21 protein-coding genes and 1 pseudogene are annotated in these 19819 nt (G+C 69.5%); 6 read left to right on the forward strand and 16 right to left on the reverse strand.

Going from position 1 to position 19819, the window contains the following annotated elements:
- Window positions 1-3: 3 nt before the first annotated feature.
- Genes C6V83_RS12095 through argC form a run of 7 tightly spaced genes read right to left on the reverse strand, consistent with a single transcriptional unit; the run spans window position 4 to window position 6243 of the window.
- Window positions 4-363: a DUF2200 domain-containing protein gene (locus tag C6V83_RS12095; RefSeq protein ID WP_105942601.1), complete on the reverse strand. Its 360-nt coding sequence runs from the start codon at window positions 361-363 to the stop codon at window positions 4-6.
- Entirely contained in the window at window positions 360-872 is a 513-nt protein-coding gene (locus tag C6V83_RS12100) for an arginine repressor (RefSeq protein ID WP_105942602.1), read from the reverse strand. Before C6V83_RS12100 ends, C6V83_RS12095 begins: the two co-directional genes overlap by 4 nt.
- Window positions 872-1795, reverse strand: coding sequence for an ornithine carbamoyltransferase (gene argF / locus C6V83_RS12105; protein ID WP_105942603.1), 924 nt, complete (start codon window positions 1793-1795; stop codon window positions 872-874). Before argF ends, C6V83_RS12100 begins: the two co-directional genes overlap by 1 nt.
- Window positions 1792-2994 (reverse strand): acetylornithine transaminase, encoded by a 1203-nt coding sequence (locus C6V83_RS12110; protein WP_105942604.1) that lies wholly within the window; start codon window positions 2992-2994, stop codon window positions 1792-1794. Before C6V83_RS12110 ends, argF begins: the two co-directional genes overlap by 4 nt.
- Window positions 2991-3917, reverse strand: a complete 927-nt coding sequence (argB, locus tag C6V83_RS12115; protein ID WP_105942605.1) for an acetylglutamate kinase — start codon at window positions 3915-3917, stop codon at window positions 2991-2993. The genes C6V83_RS12110 and argB overlap by 4 nt, the downstream gene beginning before the upstream one ends.
- Window positions 3914-5104 carry a bifunctional glutamate N-acetyltransferase/amino-acid acetyltransferase ArgJ gene (gene argJ / locus C6V83_RS12120; protein WP_105943912.1) on the reverse strand — a complete coding sequence of 397 codons (1191 nt, stop codon included), beginning with the start codon at window positions 5102-5104 and terminating at the stop codon, window positions 3914-3916. The genes argB and argJ overlap by 4 nt, the downstream gene beginning before the upstream one ends.
- A gap of 56 nt (window positions 5105-5160) precedes the next feature.
- Window positions 5161-6243, reverse strand: a complete 1083-nt coding sequence (argC, locus tag C6V83_RS12125) for an N-acetyl-gamma-glutamyl-phosphate reductase (RefSeq protein WP_105942606.1) — start codon at window positions 6241-6243, stop codon at window positions 5161-5163.
- 81 nt (window positions 6244-6324) lie between these two features.
- Between argC and C6V83_RS12130 the strand changes: the two genes are divergently transcribed.
- On the forward strand, window positions 6325-6504 hold the full coding sequence (locus tag C6V83_RS12130) for a hypothetical protein (RefSeq protein WP_199832506.1): 180 nt from the start codon (window positions 6325-6327) through the stop codon (window positions 6502-6504).
- 15 nt (window positions 6505-6519) lie between these two features.
- On the opposite strand, the gene C6V83_RS12135 is transcribed toward C6V83_RS12130, so the two are convergent.
- The 4 genes from C6V83_RS12135 to C6V83_RS12150 form a co-directional block, all read right to left on the reverse strand.
- Complete coding sequence (locus tag C6V83_RS12135) at window positions 6520-7686, reverse strand: metallophosphoesterase (protein ID WP_105942607.1); 1167 nt, start codon at window positions 7684-7686, stop codon at window positions 6520-6522.
- 12 nt (window positions 7687-7698) lie between these two features.
- A complete protein-coding gene (pheT, locus tag C6V83_RS12140; RefSeq protein WP_105942608.1) occupies window positions 7699-10296 on the reverse strand; it encodes a phenylalanine--tRNA ligase subunit beta in 2598 nt (865 codons plus the stop codon).
- Window positions 10297-10369: 73 nt separating this feature from the next.
- The gene (gene pheS, locus C6V83_RS12145) at window positions 10370-11422 is read right to left on the reverse strand and encodes a phenylalanine--tRNA ligase subunit alpha (RefSeq protein WP_105942609.1); all 1053 of its coding nucleotides are present in this window, start codon (window positions 11420-11422) and stop codon (window positions 10370-10372) included.
- A gap of 100 nt (window positions 11423-11522) precedes the next feature.
- Complete coding sequence (locus C6V83_RS12150) at window positions 11523-11831, reverse strand: response regulator transcription factor (RefSeq protein WP_267893953.1); 309 nt, start codon at window positions 11829-11831, stop codon at window positions 11523-11525.
- 12 nt (window positions 11832-11843) lie between these two features.
- On the opposite strand from C6V83_RS12150, the pseudogene C6V83_RS12155 reads away from it, so the two are divergent.
- Together C6V83_RS12155 and C6V83_RS12160 are read left to right on the forward strand one after the other, a co-directional pair.
- Window positions 11844-12197 (forward strand): annotated as a pseudogene (locus C6V83_RS12155) (amidase family protein); the annotation flags it as partial.
- Window positions 12198-12406: 209 nt separating this feature from the next.
- Window positions 12407-14830, forward strand: coding sequence for a protein kinase domain-containing protein (locus tag C6V83_RS12160; RefSeq protein WP_105942611.1), 2424 nt, complete (start codon window positions 12407-12409; stop codon window positions 14828-14830).
- On the opposite strand, the gene C6V83_RS12165 is transcribed toward C6V83_RS12160, so the two are convergent.
- The 4 genes from C6V83_RS12165 to infC all read right to left on the reverse strand — a co-directional run bounded on the left by C6V83_RS12165 (window position 14811) and on the right by infC (window position 16967).
- Window positions 14811-15623, reverse strand: coding sequence for a TrmH family RNA methyltransferase (locus tag C6V83_RS12165; RefSeq protein ID WP_105942612.1), 813 nt, complete (start codon window positions 15621-15623; stop codon window positions 14811-14813). The genes C6V83_RS12160 and C6V83_RS12165 overlap by 20 nt on opposite strands.
- A gap of 38 nt (window positions 15624-15661) precedes the next feature.
- Window positions 15662-16042, reverse strand: coding sequence for a 50S ribosomal protein L20 (gene rplT / locus C6V83_RS12170; protein ID WP_105942613.1), 381 nt, complete (start codon window positions 16040-16042; stop codon window positions 15662-15664).
- A 44-nt stretch (window positions 16043-16086) separates the two neighbouring features.
- Window positions 16087-16281 (reverse strand): 50S ribosomal protein L35, encoded by a 195-nt coding sequence (gene rpmI / locus C6V83_RS12175; RefSeq protein WP_105942614.1) that lies wholly within the window; start codon window positions 16279-16281, stop codon window positions 16087-16089.
- Between the two features lie 92 nt (window positions 16282-16373).
- Entirely contained in the window at window positions 16374-16967 is a 594-nt protein-coding gene (gene infC, locus C6V83_RS12180; protein WP_105942615.1) for a translation initiation factor IF-3, read from the reverse strand.
- A gap of 222 nt (window positions 16968-17189) precedes the next feature.
- Between infC and C6V83_RS12185 the strand changes: the two genes are divergently transcribed.
- Window positions 17190-17594: a DUF1844 domain-containing protein gene (locus C6V83_RS12185; RefSeq protein ID WP_105942616.1), complete on the forward strand. Its 405-nt coding sequence runs from the start codon at window positions 17190-17192 to the stop codon at window positions 17592-17594.
- A gap of 48 nt (window positions 17595-17642) precedes the next feature.
- Window positions 17643-18326, forward strand: a complete 684-nt coding sequence (locus C6V83_RS12190; protein ID WP_105942617.1) for a class I SAM-dependent methyltransferase — start codon at window positions 17643-17645, stop codon at window positions 18324-18326.
- 52 nt (window positions 18327-18378) lie between these two features.
- On the opposite strand, the gene C6V83_RS12195 is transcribed toward C6V83_RS12190, so the two are convergent.
- Complete coding sequence (locus tag C6V83_RS12195; protein ID WP_105942618.1) at window positions 18379-19224, reverse strand: sigma-70 family RNA polymerase sigma factor; 846 nt, start codon at window positions 19222-19224, stop codon at window positions 18379-18381.
- A 109-nt stretch (window positions 19225-19333) separates the two neighbouring features.
- Between C6V83_RS12195 and C6V83_RS12200 the strand changes: the two genes are divergently transcribed.
- Complete coding sequence (locus C6V83_RS12200; protein ID WP_199832507.1) at window positions 19334-19792, forward strand: carboxymuconolactone decarboxylase family protein; 459 nt, start codon at window positions 19334-19336, stop codon at window positions 19790-19792.
- Window positions 19793-19819: the final 27 nt, after the last annotated feature.

Below are 19819 nucleotides of genomic sequence, written 5' to 3' on the forward strand. Positions count from 1 at the left end.
TGTTCACTCCTCGTCTTTCGGGCTGCGGAGAATCTTCTCCATCGGGCGGCCTCTGGCCAGTTCGTCGACCAGTTTGTCCAGGTAACGGATCTTCTGCATCAACGGGTCGGCGATCTCTTGCACTTTGTACCCGCAGATCGAGCCGGTGATCGACGACGCGTGCGGGTTGATCGTCGCGGCGCCGAAGAAGTCCTCGAACGTGGTGCCGTCGGCCAGGAAGCCGGCGATCTGCTCGTCGTCGAAGCCGGTGAGCCAGCTGATCACCCGGTTCAGCTCTTCGGTGGTGCGGCCCTTCTTCGTCACTTTGGTGACGTAGTGCGGGTACACCGAGGCGAAGGGCATGGCGAAGACGCGCGCGTTCATCGGGAGACCAGCTCCTCGATCTGTTCGGCGAGCAGGGCCCCGGTCAGCGGTTCCCGGGCCAGCACGAAGATCGTGTCGTCTCCGGCGATCGTCCCGGCGACGCCCGGGAGGTTGGCCCGGTCCAGCGCACTCGCGAGGTACTGCGCCGCCCCCGGCGGTGTGCGGAGCACCGCGGTGTTCCCGGCGGCGTCGGTGGATACCAGCACATCACTGAGCACCCGGGCCAGGCGGTCGGTCCCACCGGAGATGCCCCGCACCGGGCTTCCGTCTTCGGGTACGACGTAGACGCCCGCCCCGCCGTCGGCGGCGCGCAGCTTCACCGCGCCGAGTTCGTCGAGGTCGCGGGAGAGCGTCGCCTGCGTGGCGTCGATGCCCTCGTCCGCGAGCAATTGCCGCAGCTCGAGCTGGCTGCGGACCTGCTGCCCGGCCAACAGCTCGACGATGCGTGCCAGCCGTCCCGCGCGGGTGGCCGCGAGGTGCGTGTGCTCGGGGTCGGCGGACTCGTTCATCATCGTCTCAGCAGCCAGGCGAGCAGCGCCTTCTGCGCATGCAGACGGTTCTCGGCCTCGTCGAACACGACGCTGGCCGGTCCGTCGATCACCTCGTCGGTGATCTCCTCTCCGCGATGCGCGGGCAGGCAGTGCAGCACGATCGCGCCGCTCGCGGCATGGGCGAGAAGCTCGTCGTTGATCTGGTACGGCCGGAACGGTCCGACGCGGTCGAGCCCGTCGCCCTCCTGCCCCATCGAGACCCAGGTGTCGGTGACGAGCACGTCGGCGCCGGCCGCGGCGGCGACCGGGTCGTCGATCACCGCGATGCTGCCGCCGGTCTGCTCGGCCCGCGTGCGGACCGCGGAGAGGACCTCCGGATCGGGGTCGAAGCCCTCGGGACCCGACAGCCGCACGTGCATGCCCGCGGTCGCACCGCCGAGTGCCAGTGAGTGCGCCATGTTGTTGGCGGTGTCGCCGAGGTAGGTCATGGTGAGTCCGGCCGGGTCGCCCTTGTGCTCGCGGACGGTGAGCAGATCGGCGAGCACCTGACACGGGTGGAAACTGTCCGAGAGTGCGTTGACCACCGGAATCGAGGTGTGCGCCGCCAACTCGGTGAGACGCTCCTGACCGAAGGTCCGCCACACGATCGCGTCCACGTACCTGGAGAGCACCCGGCCGGTGTCGGCGAGTGACTCGTCGCGCCCCATCTGGGTTTTGGTGCCGTCGACGACGACGGCGTGTCCGCCGAGTTGGGTGATGCCCACCTCGAACGAGAATCGGGTCCGGGTCGAGTTCTTGTCGAAGATCACGCCGACAGACCTCGGGCCGGCCAGCGGTGTGCGGCCGAACGGATCTGCCTTCAGTTCCGCGGCCAGATCGAGCACCTCCCGCTGCTCGGCGGGAGTCAGGTCGTCGTCGCGCAGAAAGTGCCGGACAGTCATGCGGGGTCCTTCTTCTCGGCCGCTGCCGCGGCGGTCGCATCGTCGAGTATCTGCGGCAGCGCCGCCACGAAGCCGTCGGCTTGCTCTCGGGTGAGGATCAGCGGCGGCGCCAGGCGCAGCACGTCCGGGGCGGGTGCGTTGATCAAGAACCCGCGGTCCCGCGCGGCGGCGTCGACCGCAGCGGACACCGGCTCGGTCAGCACCACGCCGAGCAGCAGCCCACTCCCCCGCACACCGGCGATCAGCGGGTGCCCGAGGTCTTCGATGCCGGTCGCCAGCGCCTTGCCGACGGATTCGACGTGATCGAGCAGCGAATGCTCGTCGATGTACCGCAGCACCGTGAGGGCGGCCGCGGCGGCCGCCGGATTGCCGCCGAAGGTGGTGCCGTGCTGGCCCGGCCCGAACAGCTCCGCTGCGGGGCCGGCAGCGATCACCGCACCGATCGGGAGACCACCGCCAAGACCTTTGGCCAGCGTCATCACGTCGGGCACGATGGCTGCGCGCTGGTGGGCGAACATCGTTCCGGTGCGGCCGATTCCCGTCTGCACCTCGTCGAGCATCAGTAGCGCACCGCGCTCACGGGTGATCCGCCGGGCGGCGGCGAGGTAGTCGGCGGGCGGGACGACGACGCCGTTCTCGCCCTGCATGGGCTCCAGGATCACCGCGGCGGTCTGCTCGGTGACCGCGGCCTCCAGCGCCGCCGAATCGCCGTACGGCACAAACCGCACCCCGGCCGGCATCGGCTCGAACGGCCCCCGCTTGGCGGGCTGCCCGGTCATCGCCAACGCACCCATGGTCCGGCCGTGGAATCCGCCCACGGTCGCGACGATCTCCGGACGTCCGGTCAGCCGCGCCAGCTTGAACGCCGCCTCGTTGGCCTCGGTGCCCGAGTTGCACAGGAACACCTTGCCGTCGTGTCCGAAGGCATCGAGAAGCTTCTCGGCCAGCTCGACCACCACCGGCGAGATGTACAGATTGGAGACGTGGCCGAGCGTGCCCAACTGCTGTGCGACCGCGGCGATCAGGTCCGGGTTCGCGTGCCCGAGCGCGTTGACCGCGATCCCGCCCAGCAGATCGAGGTACTCGTTGCCGTCCGCGTCGTACACCACGGCGCCCTCGCCGCGCACCAGCGCGACCTTCGGCGTCCCGTAGTTGTTCATCAGCGCAGCGGACCAGCGCTGCTGCAGCGGGGCGGTCATGAGGTTCCTTTCGACACGGGCTGCTTCGTCGCCCGGCTCAAAGAGCTGCCGACGACGGTGGTGCCGGCGGTGGACGAGGTGAGCAGTGCGGCCAGCACGGCGTGCGGTTCGCGACCGTCGATCACGTGCGCGGCGGCCACGCTGCCCCGCACCGCCCGCAGGCACGCCTCCATCTTCGGGATCATCCCGGAATCCAGGCGAGGCAGCAGTTCGGCGAGGGTGTCCGCATCGATCTCCGACACCAGCGACCCGCGATCGGGCCAGTCGGTGTACAAACCCTCGACGTCGGTGAGCATCACCAGGTGCTGTGCGCCGAGCGCATCGGCGACGGCACCGGCGGCGGTGTCGGCGTTGATGTTGTGCACCACGCCGTCGGCGTCCGGGGCGATCGTGGAGATCACCGGGATCCGTCCCGCGGCGATGAGGTCGTCGACGGCGGACGTGTTGACCGAGGCGATGTCGCCGACGAGGCCGATGTCGACGTGCTCGCCGTCGACCAGCGCCGTGCGCCGGCTCGCCGTGAACAGATGCGCGTCCTCGCCGGTCAGCCCGACCGCATACGGGCCGTAGGTGTTGATCAGGCCGACGAGCTCGCGACCGACCTGGCCGAACAGCACCATGCGGGCGACGTCCATCACCTCGGGGGTGGTGACCCGGAAGCCGCCGCGGAACTCCCCTTCCAGACCCAACCGCGTGAGCATCGCCGAGATCTGCGGACCGCCGCCGTGCACGACGATCGGGTGGATCCCGCAAGCGCGGAGCAACACCATGTCGGCGGCGAACGCGGCCTTGAGCTCGTCGTCGACCATGGCGTTGCCGCCGTACTTCACGACGACGCGACGCCCGTGCAGGTCGGTCAGCGCGGGCAGGGACTCGGCGAGGATGCTCGCCTTCTCCAGCGGAGTGAGGATGTCTGAGCTCATGTCGTGTAGGCCGAGTTCTCTTCGACGTAGGCATGGGACAGGTCTGTGGTGCGAACGGTCGCTTCGCCTTCGCCGAGTCCCACATCGGCGACGACCTCGATCCGGTCTCCGCTCAGGTCGACGCCGTCGCGGGCTCCGGGAATGCCGGTGCCGTTCTCGCACACCGGAATCCCGTTGAACGACACGGTGATCCGATCCGGATCGATCTGAACCGGGGTCACCCCGATCGCGGCCAGGACCCGACCCCAATTCGGGTCGGACCCGAAGAGCGCGGTCTTCACCAGCGAATCGCGAGCGACGGACCGGGCGATGACGAGGGCGTCGTCGTCGGAACGGGCGCCGGTGACGGTGATCGAGGCACGCTTGGTCACGCCTTCGGCGTCGTTCTGCAGTTGGGCCGTGAGGTCGTCACACACGGCGTATACGGCGGCGTCGAGCTCGGCCTGGGTGATCTCGATCTGACTCGCGCCCGACGACAGGAGCAGCACCGTGTCGTTGGTGGACATGGAGCCGTCGATGTCGAGGCGGTCGAAGGTGAGCGCGGTGGCCCGGCGCAGGGCGACATCGAGCATCTCGGGCGAGACTTTGGCATCGGTGGTCAGCACCACCAGCATGGTGGCCAGCGACGGCGCCATCATGCCGGCCCCCTTGGCCATGCCGCCGACGTTCCAGCGGCCCGGATGATGCAGCGCGACCTGCTTCGGCACGGTGTCGGTGGTCATGATGGCCCAGGCCGCGTCGGTGCCGCCCTCGAGTCCACCGCCCATCTCGTGCACGATCTCGGTGACGCCGGCGAGGACCTTGTCCATCGGGAGCCGCTCGCCGATGATCCCGGTGGAGCACACCGCGACCTCGATCGCACCGGTCTCGGTCCCCCAGTTCGACAGCGTGTCGGCGACCGCCTCCGCCGTGGCGTGCGTGTCCTGGAAGCCTCCCGGTCCGGTGCACGCGTTGGCCCCGCCGGAGTTCAGGATCACCGCCCGGACGCGGCCGGTCTTGACGATCTCCTGCGTCCACAGCACCGGTGCGGCCTTGACCTGGTTCCGGGTGAAGACGGCTGCCGCACCGAGGTCGGGGCCCTCGTTGAAGACCAGGGCGAGGTCGGATTTGCCCGACGGTTTGAGGCCGGCGGTGATGCCCGCGGCGCGGAACCCGAGCGGCGCGGTGACGCCCTGCCTGCGCATCATGCGCGAGCCGGCCAACTGGTCCAGATGTGCCTCGACGAGGGTCTGCACTGACTCGCTCACGGCGCCACTCCCACGATGCTCAGTCCTTCGGTCTCGCCCCAGCCCAGGGCCAGGTTCATCGATTGCACGGCACCCCCGCCGGTGCCCTTGGTCAGATTGTCCACGGCGCCGACCGCCACCAGCAGGCCGGCCCGCTCGTCGACCGCCAGCCCGATCTGGATCGCGTTGCTGCCGACCACCGCACCTGTCTCGGGAAACTCACCGTCCGGCAGCACATGAACGAAGGGCTCGTCGTCGTAGGCCTGCGTGTACGCGGCCCGCACCTGGTCCAGCGTCGTCCCACCCGCGAGACGCGCGGTGCAGGTCGCGAGAATGCCCCGCGACATCGGCGCCAGGACCGGGGTGAACGAGACCTCGACGGGCTGCCGCGCGGCCGCCGACAGCGCCTGGATCATCTCGGGGGTGTGCCGGTGGACCCCGCCGACGCCGTAGGCCCGCGCCGACCCCATCACTTCCGAGGCGAGGAACTGCACCTTGGGCGCCTTGCCCGCGCCGGAGGCGCCGGTGAGCGCGACCACTTGAACGCGCGGCTCGACCAGTTCCGCGGCCAGTGCCGGCGCCAGAGTCAGAATCGAAACCGTCGGATAGCAGCCGGGAACCGCGATCCGGGAGGCGCCGGACAACTCGTGCCGTCCCTTGCGCCCCGTCGACGGATCGACGAGCAGCTCGGGTATGCCGTACGGCCACGCGCCGGCGTGCTCGCCGCCGTAGTAGTGGGCCCACTCGCCCGCGTCCTGCAGCCGGAAGTCGGCGCCGCAGTCGACGATCAGGGTCGACGGCGGAAGTGCGTTGGCGATCTCGGCGGACTGCCCGTGCGGCAGACCGAGGAAGACGACGTCGTGGCCGGCGAGAACCTCCGGTGTGGTCTCTTCGAGCACGCGATCGGCGAGCGGCAGCAGGTGGCGATGATGCTCACCGAGCCGGGTTCCGGCATTGCCGCCGGCGGTCAGGGAACCGATCTCGAGCTCTCCGGAGGCCAGTCGCGGGTGACCGCAGAGAAGGCGAAGGATCTCGCCGCCCGCATAGCCACTCGCTCCCGCCACGGCAATCCGCACTGTCGTCATGCAATCATTATGCATAACAGTGCAAATTAATTCACAACGGGGTGGCGTGGCTGAGAAGCTTCCACCGCGGCAGCTCGCGGTCGATGATCTGCTGAGGTGGTCGAGGACCCGGGCACCTGCAAAGATCGGGCGCTGCGCACGATCGCGGCGCGCTACCTGTCGGGCCCGGCGCTCGACGGCTACCTTCAGTTCGCCGAGGCACAGCTGGGCGAGTCCATCACCGTCGTCATGACACCGGAGCATTGGCTCGGCGCGGACCTGACCATGGAGGGCTGACGGCCTTCGCGCCGCTCAGCTCGTGGACGTCCGCCGCAGCGTGATCATCGTGATCTCCGGCGGAGCCATCACGCGGACCGGCGGACCCCACGCGCCGGCGCCCCGGGAGACGTAGACCGGTACATCCCCGACATTCTTCAGGCCCGTGACCACCGGCTGCGCCACGGAGACCGCGTAACCGAACGGCCACAGCTGGCCGCCATGGGTGTGGCCGGACAACTGCAGATCCACACCGCGTCCCTGGACGTCGTCGGCCTGCAACGGCTGGTGCGCGAGATAGATCAGCACCCGTCCTTCGTCGCGACCGCTCAGTGCCTTGTCCGGATCAGGCTCCCACGGATCCGGCGCGGTCGCGTCGTAGACTCCCGCCAGATCGAGGGTCGCCCCGTCACGGTGGATCGCCACCGTCTCGTTCCGCAGCGGCCGGATGCCGAGCGTCTCCCAGAAGTCGAGCCAGGATCCGCCGTCGTCGGCGTAGTACTCGTGGTTGCCGCTCACGCCGAAGACGCCGAGGGGCGCCCGCAGGTCGCGCAGCGGTTCCAGATCACGACCCACGTGCTCGATGGTCCCGTCGGCCAAGTCGCCGCCGAGGATGATCAGATCGGGCTTCTGTGCGTTGGTCTCGTCGACCACTTTGCGGGTGAAGGCCGCCCCGCGTGCCGGGCCCACGTGGAGGTCGGTGATCAGCGCGATCCGCATCCCGTCGAACTGCTCGGGCAGTCCGGAGACGGCGACGTGCTGCTCGCTGATCTGCGGGCGAGATGCCTCGAACAGTCCGTAGCCGACGGTCACCGCCACGATCACCACCAGCGCCGCCGACGACCACGCCACCCAGCGCCCCCGAAGGTCGCGCGACGCCGACGACTCGACGCCGCGAGTCGCCGCGATGCCGCGAATGACCAGTGACACGAGCCCGATCAGCGCCACACCGAGGATGAGGTAGAAGAGCACCGCCCACCAGACGAACCCGAGGAAGCCGATCGGACGGGCCCACGCCGGATTCAGGGCGCCGCCGACGGCAAAGGCAGTCACGCCCAGGACTGCACCGACCACCAGCACCCCGTCGGCGACGCGGGCCCAACCACCCCGCAGGCCGGTGGCCACCACCAATCGCCGATGCAGCCAATACGTCAGCAGTCCGACGAGGGCGAGCCCGATGACCGGGATCAGGAAGGTGCGCATCGCTGGATCCGATCAGCGCATGCGCGCGCCGACCGCCTCTCCCGCATGCGCGACCGCGGCCAGCTTGGCGGCGTTGGCCTCATCCTCGGTCAGCGTGCGGTCGGCGGCCCGGAAGGTCAGAGCAAAGGTGAGCGACTTGTTGCCCTCACCCACCTGCTCGCCGGAGAACACGTCGAAGAGCGAGATCGCTTCGAGCAGCTCTCCGGCGCCCTCGGCCAGCGACTCCTGCACCAGTTGAGCCGGAACCTCTTGCGGCACCACCACATTCACGTCCTGCAGGACGGCGGGGAATGGTGAGACCTGCGGCGAGGGCAGCACCGTGCGCAGCGGCAGTGCGTCCACGTCGATCTCCAGTGCACACAGGCGAGCCGGGAGTCCGGCGCGCTCGAGCACCGCCGGGTGCAGTTCACCGGCGTAGCCGACCGTGCGACCGTCCACCTCCAGTCGCGCACAGCGGCCCGGGTGCCAGGGCAGGTGCTGAGCGGCCGTGAACGTCAGTTCCACTCCCGCGGCACGGGCGACGGTGCGCGCCGCCTCGAAGGCGTCGTAAGCGTCCGCGGCCCGGCCGGTCCCCCACGGACCGGCGGCCTCGCGCAGCCCGGTCAACACCGCGGCCACCTGGACCGGCTGCATCGGCAGGGAGGCGTCGAGCGCGGCGAGTTCGTCGTCAGACGGACGGCGCGTGACGTCGAGCACCGGGACCACCGGCCCGCGCTCCCCTCCCAGGACCACCTGTCCGACGGCGTAGAGCTGCAGATCGCGATTTCCGCGAGCGAGGTTCCGGGAGGTCATCTCCAGCAGCCCCGGCAGCAGCGTGGTGTTGAGTTCGGGGCGATCGGCCTCGAGCGGATTGAGCACCTGCACGGTGTCCCGGCGCGGGTCGTCGTCGTCCAGACCCCACTGGTCGAAGACGCCGGCGGGCATGAACGGATACGGCAGCACCTCGACGAATCCGTCGGCGGCCAGCGCGATTCCCACCGCACGACGACGACGCTGCCGCGGTGTGAGACCGGTCCCGCCCGGCGCACTCGGCAGCACCGCAGGAATGTCCTCGAGCCCCTCCAGGCGCAGGACCTCCTCGACGAGGTCGGCCGGCTGGGTGAGATCGGGGCGCCACGACGGCGGAGTGACGATCAGCGGGTCGCTCTCCTCGAGAGAGCAGCCGACCTCGCGCAGACGGGCGACGGTGGTGCCCTCGGGGTAGCGCACTCCGGCGATGCGGTCGGGCAGATCCGCGTCGATCACGATCGTGGGCGAGGGCGCCGTCTCGGCGCGCACGTCGGTAAGAGGACCGGCGACCACGCCGCCGGCGATCTCGGTGATCAACCGCGCGGCCCGATCGGAGGCCACCGCGGTGATCTCCGGATCGACGAGCCGCTCGAAACGCTTGGCCGCCTCCGAACTCAGCTTGTGGCGCTTGCCGGTGCGGAACACCCGGACCTGATCGAAATCTGCCGCCTCCAACAGAATCCGCGTCGTGGAGTCGGAGACCTCGGTCGCCGCGCCGCCCATCACACCGGCGAGCGCGATCGGGCCGGAGTCGTCGGCGATCACCACGTCTTCGGGATCCAGGGTGCGCTCGACCCCGTCGAGAGTGGTCAGCTTCTCCCCCGGCTTCGCCGCACGCACGACGACGGCGCCGCGCACCTTGTCGGCGTCGAACGCGTGCAGCGGCTGGCCGAGCTCGATCATCACATAGTTGGTGACGTCGACGATCGCCGAGATCGGCCGGATCCCGGCGACCATCAGGCGCTTGACCATCCACCACGGCGAGATCGCCGCCGCGTCCACGCCCTCGATCACCCGGGCGGTGTAGCGGGTGGCGTCGCTGTCGTCGTCGAGCAGTACCGGCCAGGGGGTGGTTTCGACTCGCTTCGCTCGCTCAACCGGCGAAAGGTCCGCTCGCTCAACCGGCGAAAGGTCCGCTCGCTCAACCGTCGAAAGGTCCGCTCGCTCAACCGGCGAAAGGTCCGCACGGTCAACCGGCGAAAGATCCGACGAGAGGGCCGGGTCGACGTAGTCCAGCGCGAAGGCGCTGGCCAGCTCGCGGGCCAGGCCGCGCATGGAGAAGGCATAGCCCCGGTCGGGGGTCACGTTGACTTCGATGGCCGCGTCGTCGAGGCCCAGCACGTCGTACGCGCCGGCTCCCGGCTCGGCAGTGCCCGGCGCCAGCACCAGGATCCCGGAGTGGTCGTTGCCGATGCCGAGCTCCGACACCGAACAGATCATGCCGGCCGACAGCTTGCCGTAAGTCTTGCGAGCCCCGATCTCGAAGCCGCCGGGCAGCACGCATCCGGGCAGTGCGACCACGACGAGATCGCCCTCGGCGAAGTTCCGCGCGCCGCAGACGATGCTCTGCGGCTCGCCGGTCCCGTTCGCACCGCCGACGTCGACCTGACAGAACCGGATGGGCTTCTTGAACTCGGTGAGCTCTTCGATCGCGCTGACCCGACCGATCACCAGCGGGCCGGTGATCTCCGGGAACTGCTCGATCTCCTCGATCTCGAAGCCGACGCGGACGAAACCGGCATCGATCTGGTCGGTCGGCGCCGACCAGCCGGGGGCGCCGGCCTGCAGTGCTTCGGTCAGCCAGGACTGGGAGAGACGCACGGGAAACTTCTTTCGGTGTCAGTGCGGAGGACGGTGTCAGTGCGGAGGACGTGGACGGGCGCCGGCTGAGCGGTCAGAGTGCCACGCCGAAGGGAAGGGTGAATCGAACGTCGCCCTCGACCATGTCGCGCATGTCGGGCAGGTCGTTCCGGAACTGCAGAGTGCGTTCCAGACCCATGCCGAAGGCGAAGCCGCTGTAGACGTCGGGGTCGATGCCGCTGGCCCGCAGCACGTTCGGATTGACCATGCCGCAGCCGCCCCATTCGACCCACCCGGGTCCGCCCTTCTTGCCCGGGAACCAGACGTCCACCTCGGCGGACGGCTCGGTGAACGGGAAGTAGCTGGCACGCATGCGCGTGGTGGTCTCCGGGCCGAACAGCGCCTTGGCGAACGTCTCCAGGGTGCCCCGCAGATTCGCCAGCGTCAGGCCCTTGTCGACGGCCAGGCCCTCGATCTGATGAAAGACCGGGGTGTGCGTGGCGTCGAGCTCATCGGTGCGGAAAGTCCGTCCGGGACAGGCGACGTAGATCGGCACTTCCCGGCTGAGCATGGACCGCACCTGCACCGGCGAGGTGTGCGTGCGCAATACCTGTCGCGATCCTTCCGGTGCGATGTAGAAGGTGTCCTGCATGGAGCGGGCCGGGTGGTCCGGCAGGAAGTTCAGGGCGTCGAAGTTGTGATGCTCGGTCTCCACCTCCGGCCCCTCGGCGATCTCCCATCCCATCCCGATGAACACGTCGGCCACCTGCTCGGCGATCACCGTGATCGGGTGGCGGGCCCCGGCACGACGTCGCGCCGCCGGCAGGGTGACATCGATCGTCTCGGCGACGAGCACCTGCGCATCGCGCTCGGCGGTCAGCTCCGCGGTGCGCTCCTCCAGGGCCGACGCGATCTGACCGCGGACCTCGTTCACCAGCTTGCCCGCCGCGGCCCGCTGGTCCTTGGGCAGCGACCCCAGCGCCCGGCGCGCGAGCGCCACCGGCGAACGGTCGCCGACATGCTCGGTCTTCGCCCCGGCGAGCGCCTGCAGGTCAGCAGCCTCGTCGAAGGCGGCGACCGCAGCGGTCACCGCGACAGTCAACTCGTCCGCAGACGGAAACTCATTCTCGTGCGGGTTGGCAGGCACCGGTCCGGGACTCCTCGTCGTCAAGTTGACATGCTCGTCCAGGTTAGACGACCTCGCCGACGGTCGGCGACCTGCCCGCGGAGGAACCGCCCGACCGCAATCACGCCGAGGCGGCAAAGGCAGTGAGGGTATCGAGATCGCGCGCACACGCCAGCCGAGTCAGCGCCGTGCGGTTGTCCGCGCGAGTCTTGGCTAACGCAGACTCGACGTGCGCCCGCACTGTGCGGGGAGTCACAGCCAGCACCCCCGCGATCCGCTCGTTCGACCAGCCCCGGGACACGAGGCCGACGACGTCTAGCTCACGGGCGGTCAACCCGTCCGGAACCACGCGGGGAGTCAACCGCACGATCACGGCGTCACGCGTCGATCGCGCCTCAAGCGACCACCACCGGCCGGTTCCCTCACGCACGCGCAGTCGAGCAATACCGTCTCGCGAGAACTGGGGCGGTTCTTCACCGAGTACGACGTGCTGCTGACCCCGACCACCAACACGCCGGCGCCGGCCCTGGGCGTACTCGACGCCGACGCGGACCTCGACGCCGAGGGCTGGACGCGGCGCATTTTCGACCACTGTTCTTTCACGCCGTTGCTCAACGCCACAGGCACCCCGGGAATCAGTCTGCCCCTGGCACAGTCCACCGGCGGCCTTCCGATCGGGATCCAGCTCGCCGGTCCCATGTGCTCGGAGGACCTGCTCCTCCGGTTGTCCGCCCAGTTGGAGAATGCCCTGCCTTGGGCTGGTCGGCGCCCGCCGATCCACGCGGCGAACCGCTGAGCGCGCGAGGGGACTCGTCGTGGCGGTCCGTCGCGGCCGCCACGACGGCGCGCGCCGCTCGCGTCGCGCCAGGTACATCTACTCAATTCACACCGGGGGATGTACTCGAATATCCCCCGATCGGCGCGCCGGGTGCAGTCGTCGGGTGCCCTGCCACGGTACGTTTGTCTCACACCTCGACCCCCGTTCACTCGCTACTAGGAGGAATCGTGCCTGTCGCACCCGGTTCACTCATCGCCGGCTACCGCGTCGTCGCTCAGCTCGGCTCCGGCGCGATGGGTGACGTCTACATCGTCGAGAACCCCCATCTGCATCGCCGCGAGGCCATGAAGGTGATCTCTGTCGGGGGCGCGTCGAACGCCGACTTCCAGCAGCGCTTCACCAACGAGGCCCGCACCGCCGCCGCCCTCGATCACCCGAGCATCATCACGGTGTACGCCTACGGAGTGGAGGACGACTCCCCGTGGTTCACCATGAGCTACCTCGACGGCCCCGACCTCGCCTCGGTGCGGCTGACCGCCGCCGAGGTAGTGACCGTGGTGAACCAGGTCGCGGATGCTCTCGACTACGCGCACAACCGCCAGGTGGTCCATCGCGACATCAAACCCGCCAACATCGTGATCACCCGGGACGAGAGCGGCGCGCTGCGCCGCGCCGTCGTCCTCGACTTCGGCATCGCACGGTTGTCGGACTCGCCGCAGCTCACCGCGGCCAACTCGGTGGTCGGCACCATGGCCTACACCGCCCCGGAGATCATCTCCGGGCAGAACGCCGGTGCCCGGTCCGACCAGTACGGACTCGCGTGCACCACCTACACGCTGCTGGCCGGCACCCCGCCGTTCCAGGGCGACACGTCCGCGGCGATCATGATGGCCCACCTGCAGCAGCCGACTCCGTCGATCGCGCATCTCCGCCCCGACCTCGCCCCGCTGGCACCGGTGCTGGCTCGGGCCATGTCCAAGGACCCGGCGGCCCGCTACCCGAACTGCAAGGAGTTCGCCGCCGACCTGCAGCGCGCGCTCGGGCAGACGCAGTCCGGCACGGCCACTGCCGTCGCCCCCGTTCCGCCGGTCGGCGCCGGGCACGGCTCCCATCCTTCGGCACCCTCCCATCCGTCGGCGGGCGGCTCATACCCGGGCAGCGGTCAGCAGTCGTTCCCCGGGCAGCAGTCTCAGCCCGGCTACCAGTCCTTCCCCGGGCAGCAGTCGCACCCGGGATTCGCATCCCAGCCCGGCCAGCAGTCCTTCCCCGGTCAGTACCCGGGCACCACTCCCCTGACGCACCCCGGCGCCACCGGCCCGCAGACGGCCTGGCAGCCGCTCGGCGGTTTCCCCGGTCAGGGCAGCCAACCGGGGACTCCGGCACCCTACGGCGCCGCACCGCAGCAGAAGAGCAAGAAGGGGCTGTGGATCGGTATGGCGGTGGCCGCAGTGGCCATCATCGCGATCGCCGCGACCTCTCCGCTGTGGTGGCCGAAGTCCGACCCGCCGCCGGCCCCGGTGCCGACCGCCGCGACCCAGGCCCAGATGGACACCATCCGAGGCACCACCTGTGTGATTCAGAACGCCGAACTCTACTGCTGGGGCAGCAACGAGAACGGTCAGCTGGGCGACGGCGGCGAAAACGAGCGCACCACCCCGGCCAAGGTCAACCACCTGAAGGAGGTCACCGCGATCTCGCTCGGCGGCTACTCCTCGTCCACCGGACCCGGTGCGGTCACCGCGTGCGCCGTGGCCGAAGGCGACGCCTACTGCTGGGGGGCCGGACTCTTCGGCGCCCTGGGCAACGGCGGCAACAGCGACAGCAGCGTACCGACCAAGGTGAGCGGGCTCGGCACCGTCACCGCGATCAGCACCGACAAGTACACCACCTGCGCCATCTCCGACGGCGACGTCTACTGCTGGGGCTGGAACTCGCGCGGCGAGGGCGGCGGCAGCGGCGACAGCGGCGAAGAACTCAAGCGACCGACGCAGGTCAACGGCATCAGCGACGCCGAGTCGATCTCGGTCGGGGCGGGCAACACCTGCGCCGTCACCAAGCAGAAGGAAGCGTACTGCTGGGGCGACAACTACGACGCCCAGCTCGGCAACGGGAGCACCGGCACGCGCAGCACCACCCCGCTCAAGGTGAACAACCTCGAGAACGTCTCGTCGATCTCGGTGGGCACGGGAACGCACCGCTCCCGGGACTCCGACAGCAGCCTCCAGTTCACGCAGGTCTGCGCCGTCGCCGACGGCGAGGTGTACTGCTGGGGCGCCAAGTTCGACGCCGACGGCGCCAAGCTGGACCCGCAGAAGCTCCCGGCCAAGGTGGAGGGTCTGCCCGAGAAGGTGCACACCGTCAGCACCGACGTCGACACCATGTGTGCGACGGCCGACGACGCCGCCTACTGCTGGGGCAACAACCAGTTCGGTCAGGCGGGCGGCCCCGACGGCACCTCGACCGTCACCGCACCGACCGAGGTGAACGGGCTGGGCAAGGTCACCGCGGTGGTGACCGGCACCAGCACCACGTGCGCGACCTCCGACGAGCAGTACTTCTGCTGGGGCTTCAACCGGGCCGGTCAGGTGGGCAACGGCAGCACCGGGGACAAGGTGCTGACGCCCACGCAGGTCAATCTCCCGACCGAGTGACGGTCGGACCGGCGGCGGCGCTCGCGTAAAGGCAGATCGCGCTCGCCGCCGCCAGGTTCAAGCTCTCGGCCCGTCCGCGGATCGGGATGGAGACCCGGTGGTCGGCGGCGGCCAGCTCTCGCTCGCCCAGTCCGTGCGCCTCGTTGCCGAACAGCCAGGCGTGCGGCCGGGCCAGCAGCTCGCCGGCTTCAGGCAGCGGGACCTCGCCGTCCATCGTGGTGGCCAGTGTGAGCCGCCCGGCCCCGGTCAGCCGGTCCAGGCCGGCCGTGACGTCGCGTTCGACGACCAGCGGCACGTGGAAGACGCTCCCGGCGCTGGCGCGGACACATTTGCCGTTGTGCGGGTCGACCGCGTCCCCGAGCAGGAGCACCGCCGTGGCCCCCATCGCGTCGGCACAGCGGATCAGGGTGCCCGCGTTTCCGGGCTCGCGCGGTTCCACGGCCGCGACCACGAAGCCGTCACCGGTCAGGTCCACGTCGTCGAGCGATCGGGTGAGCAATCGGCAGACGGCGAAGATCCCCGGCGAGGTGGTGGTCTCGGCCAGCTTGTCGGCGGCGCGTTCGGTCAGCGGATGCACGGGCAGACCGGCTGCCTCCGCACGGTCGATCAGGTCTGTGTGACGGGCGGCGTCGTCGTCGCGCACGAGCAGACGCTCGGCACGACCGGTCGCCAACGCGGCGTCGACGGCGTTGGCGCCCTCGGCCAGAAAGGTGCCGGCGGATCGTCGTACCGATGCGCGATGCAGCTTCGCCAACGAAACGACCCGCGAGGAACGTTCGGTCAGAACATCCATCGCGGGTCGTTTCGGGAATAGGTCGCCGATCGGAGTGATCAGGCGGCCGGAGCGTTCACGTCGGCCGGAAGCGCCTTGCGGGCCACCTCGACCAGACCGGCGAACGCGGTCGGGTCGGTGACGGCCAGATCGGCCAGCACCTTGCGGTCCACCTCGACACCCGCGAGTTTGAGGCCCTGGATGAAGCGGTTGTAGGTGATGTCGTTGGCTCGGGCCGCAGCGTTGATGCGCTGAATCCACAGCTTGCGGAACTCGCCCTTGCGCGCCTTGCGGTCGCGGTAGGCGTAGGTCATCGAGTGGAGCTGCTGCTCCTTGGCCTTGCGGTAGAGGCGCGAACGCTGACCGCGGTAGCCCTTCGAGGCCTCGAGGATGGAGCGGCGCTTCTTCTGGGCGTTGACGGCCCTTTTCACACGTGCCATGAGTATCTGGTCCTTAACTACTTACGAAATCGTCTGGAAAGAGGTCACTTGTTCAGCAGGCGCTTGATGCGCGGGGCGTCGGCCTCGCTCACCACGGTGGTGCCGTCCAGGCGACGCGTGACGCGCGAGGACTTGTGCTCGAGCAGGTGGCGCTTGCCGGCCTTCTGGCGGACGATCTTGCCGCTGCCGGTCACCTTGAAACGCTTCGCGGTGCCCTTGTGAGTCTTGCTCTTCGGCATGGGTTTCCTTCATTCGGGCGAAGTTCATCCGCCGTACCGATCATCGGCACGGCGAACGACTCCGCGTGAGTGGGGTGCGGGGTGGGCCAGGCTCAGGAGTCCGCGGCGGACTGCTTGGCCTGGGCCCGGGTCTTGGCGCCCTTGTGCGGGGCCAGGACCATAGTCATATTGCGTCCGTCCTGCTTGGCCGAGGTCTCGACGAAGCCGTACTCGGCGACGTCGTTGCCCAGGCGCTGCAGCAGCCGGTAGCCCAGCTCGGGACGGGACTGCTCGCGGCCGCGGAACATGATGGTGACCTTCACCTTGGAACCCGCTTCGAGGAACCGGATGACGTGACCCTTCTTGGTCTCGTAATCGTGGTCGTCGATCTTCGGGCGGAGCTTCTGCTCCTTGATGACGGTCATCTGCTGGTTCTTGCGCGACTCGCGCTTCTTCTGTGCCGCCTCGTACTTGAACTTGCCGTAGTCCATGATCTTGCACACCGGCGGGCGCGCGTCGGGCGCGACCTCCACCAGGTCCAAGTCGGCTTCTTCAGCCAGGCGGAGCGCATTCTCAACACGCACGATCCCCACCTGCTCTCCCCCGGGTCCGACGAGACGGACTTCGGGAACGCGGATGCGGTCGTTGATGCGGGTCTCGGTGCTGATGTGGCCTCCTCGATCAGTGTGTACTCTGCCGACCGGCAAGGCGGTGCGAGATAGCTGAGAGGGTTCGAGCCGAGAACGTCGTCGTCGGCGGGCCGTGCTCCGTATCGGGGCACGTGCCGCATCGCCGGGAACGATGACGTGACCGGAACCGTCAAACAACGTTTCACCTGCGAGAGGCGTCCGCGTCGGACGGTGGGATTCGAAGATCCTCTTGCTACCCCGGCAGAGCCAGGGCGGTCATGCTGTGTCAGTCTAACAGTCGTGAGCGCAGATTCCCACTTGACCGATCCGTCCGACGCCGGGAGCGCCGCCGACGGGCCGGGTGCCGCCCAGCCGTCCGACGACCAGCAGGTTCGCGAGCTGGCGACCATCCCCGCGATCGAGGTGATCTCGCGGGCCGCGGTGATGTTGATGAGCGCCGCCGCCGAGAAGATCGGCCCGGAGGCCGGCGGTGACGAACAGTACCGCGATCTGCCTGAAGCCCGCGCCCTGATCACTGCCCTCGCCGGCCTGGTGACCGCGTCCGCCGGGGACCTCGGCCTGCATCGCAAGCCGATCCAGGACGGCGTCAAGGCGCTGCAGCTGGCCTTCCGGGAGGCCAGCGCGTACCCGGACGAACCCGGCGACGGCCCCGGCGAGAAGCAGACCGGCCCGGTCAAGGCGTAAGCCTGGAGCACAGCCGACTGGGCGGTGACTCGGGTAGCGTCGGCGGGCATGGATCTCCGGTCGATCGGCGGGGCCGCCGGTTCCGCGCTGAGCCGCTTCAACGCCCGGCATCCGTGGAGCCACAACGACCGTTTCCACGGGTGGATCCTGCGCCGCCTCCCGCAACGCCGGGACCTGGCGATCGACGTCGGCTGCGGTCGGGGTGAACTCCTCTCCCGGCTGTCGCCTGAGTTCACTCGAGTCGAAGGCACCGACCTGGACACCGGGATGCGGCACGCCGCCGCCGATCGTTGCGCCCACCTGCCGAACGTCCTCGTCGACGGCCGGTCACTCGGCGAACTCGAACCGGGCGCCGACCTCCTCACCATGGTCGCCGTGCTGCACCATTTGGACCTCGACGAGACCCTCCCTCACGTACGCCGCATCCTGGCGCCGCGGGGGCGCCTCCTCGTGGTCGGACTGGCCCGATCCGAGTCCGCGCGAGACTTCCTCTGGGATGCCGCGTCGTCGGTCACCAACCCGCTCATCGGCGTGATGAAGCACCCGCGTGCGCTACGCACGCCTCCGGTCGGAGACCCGTTCCCGGTCGCCGAACCTGAACTGACCTTCGACGCGATCCGCGACGTCGTCACTCGAGAGCTAGCCGGTGCACGCCTGCGCCGCCGTTTGGCGTTCCGCTACACGCTGGAGTGGACGAAGCCCGGCCCCGACACGCGCCCCACTCCCCGGTGACCGCGCTCGCGGTGACTGCGCTGTGCGGGCGGGAGCGTCCGACGACGCCACATCATCTCGGGGCGTCGACCGTGCCGAAGGGCCTGATCTCCATCGCGTCCAGCTCCGCGCGGCGCATCGTCGTCTCGATTCCGACGATCCGGCCGTCCGCGCCGAAGGTGAGTTCAGTGGCCAGCAGCACCCCGTTCGCGGTCGGGACCGCGATCCCGACCAGTCCGTCGAGCAGCGCGACGTACGCGGTCACGGCACGGCCGCGGAAGGCTTCGGCGATCGCCGTTCCACCGGCGAGCGCACTGGTGCCGTCGTCGGTGTGGGTGCGGTAGACCGCGTCGGGGTCGAGCAGGCGCACCAGGGCGTCGAAATCGCCGTCGCGCGAGGCCGCGATGAACGCCGACACGGCCGGTGCGCCCGCCGTCGCCGCGCTCGATGCCGGATCGTCCCGGCCGGCGAGCCGTCGGCGCGCGCGTGACGCCAGCTGGCGGGTGGCCGCAGGCGACTTGCCGAGCACGGACGCGACCTCGTCGAACGGGACGGCGAACACGTCGTGCAGCACGAACGCCACCCGTTCCGCGGTACCCAGCTCGTCGAGCACCGCGCTCAGCGCGGCACCGACGGAGTCGGCCAGCGCGGCGAGCTCGTCGGGACCGGGTCCGGCGGCGGCCACCTCGACGTCGTCGACGTCGTCGACGATCCGCCGGGCCCGCAGCATGTCCAGGCAGAGCCTCGACGTCACGGTCGTCAGCCAGCCGTCGAGGTTGGCGACGTCGCCCGTGTCCGCGCGCGATGCTCGCAGCCAGGTCTCCTGGACCGCGTCGAGGGCATCGTCGCGCGACCCGAGCATCCTGGTCGCCAGAGCGACGAGCCGGGGTCGTGCGCTCTCGAATTCCGCCGGTTCCATCGGTCTCTCCCTCTGTCCTGTCACATTCTGGCGGGTTCTCCCGTCAGAGATATGACGGGGCGACGACGACGGATGTGACAGCCCCGCGCGAACAGAGGAGAACATGTCCATGTCTGCCCGAATGACCAGCCCCGCCTATGTGCTCCCCGGCGTCGCCGACGCGCTGCAGGCGATCAACGACGCCGTCCTCGCGACCGGCCTGCCCGCCGAACTCGTCGAACTGGTGCAGCTACGCGCCAGCCAGCTCAACCACTGCGCCGTCTGCGTCGACGGTCACTGGCGGCTGGGCCGCCGGTTCGGCGCCAGCGACGAGAAGCTGTTCGCGGTCGGCGTCTGGCGGCACGCACTCTACTACTCCGAGACCGAGCGGATCGCCCTCGACGTGACCGAAGAGTTGACGCTGCTGCCCGGCCGCCCCGAAGCGCTCGGCGACGACCTGTGGGAGCGGGCGGCCGGTGCGTTCGACGCCGATCAGCTCGCTGCACTGATCGTCGCCGTCGGCCAGATCAACTCGTGGAACCGGATGAACCACGCCGTGCACGGTCAAGCGGGTTCGTGGCGACCGTAGCCCTGGCGCATCGCACTGCTGGTCGCG

The organism is Gordonia iterans, from assembly GCF_002993285.1.
GTDB lineage: Bacteria > Actinomycetota > Actinomycetes > Mycobacteriales > Mycobacteriaceae > Gordonia > Gordonia iterans.

What these genes read in the sequence shown, in the direction of transcription:
- C6V83_RS12095 (WP_105942601.1), bottom strand. Translation starts at nt 363, where the DNA reads ATGAACGCGCGCGTCTTCGCCATGCCCTTCGCCTCGGTGTACCCGCAC.
- C6V83_RS12100 (WP_105942602.1), bottom strand. Translation starts at nt 872, where the DNA reads ATGAACGAGTCCGCCGACCCCGAGCACACGCACCTCGCGGCCACCCGC.
- argF (WP_105942603.1), bottom strand. Translation starts at nt 1,795, where the DNA reads ATGACTGTCCGGCACTTTCTGCGCGACGACGACCTGACTCCCGCCGAG.
- C6V83_RS12110 (WP_105942604.1), bottom strand. Translation starts at nt 2,994, where the DNA reads ATGACCGCCCCGCTGCAGCAGCGCTGGTCCGCTGCGCTGATGAACAAC.
- argB (WP_105942605.1), bottom strand. Translation starts at nt 3,917, where the DNA reads ATGAGCTCAGACATCCTCACTCCGCTGGAGAAGGCGAGCATCCTCGCC.
- argJ (WP_105943912.1), bottom strand. Translation starts at nt 5,104, where the DNA reads ATGATGCGCAGGCAGGGCGTCACCGCGCCGCTCGGGTTCCGCGCCGCG.
- argC (WP_105942606.1), bottom strand. Translation starts at nt 6,243, where the DNA reads ATGCATAATGATTGCATGACGACAGTGCGGATTGCCGTGGCGGGAGCG.
- C6V83_RS12135 (WP_105942607.1), bottom strand. Translation starts at nt 7,686, where the DNA reads ATGCGCACCTTCCTGATCCCGGTCATCGGGCTCGCCCTCGTCGGACTG.
- C6V83_RS12165 (WP_105942612.1), bottom strand. Translation starts at nt 15,623, where the DNA reads ATGGATGTTCTGACCGAACGTTCCTCGCGGGTCGTTTCGTTGGCGAAG.
- rplT (WP_105942613.1), bottom strand. Translation starts at nt 16,042, where the DNA reads ATGGCACGTGTGAAAAGGGCCGTCAACGCCCAGAAGAAGCGCCGCTCC.
- rpmI (WP_105942614.1), bottom strand. Translation starts at nt 16,281, where the DNA reads ATGCCGAAGAGCAAGACTCACAAGGGCACCGCGAAGCGTTTCAAGGTG.
- C6V83_RS12190 (WP_105942617.1), top strand. Translation starts at nt 17,643, where the DNA reads ATGGATCTCCGGTCGATCGGCGGGGCCGCCGGTTCCGCGCTGAGCCGC.
- C6V83_RS12195 (WP_105942618.1), bottom strand. Translation starts at nt 19,224, where the DNA reads ATGGAACCGGCGGAATTCGAGAGCGCACGACCCCGGCTCGTCGCTCTG.
- C6V83_RS12200 (WP_199832507.1), top strand. Translation starts at nt 19,334, where the DNA reads ATGTCTGCCCGAATGACCAGCCCCGCCTATGTGCTCCCCGGCGTCGCC.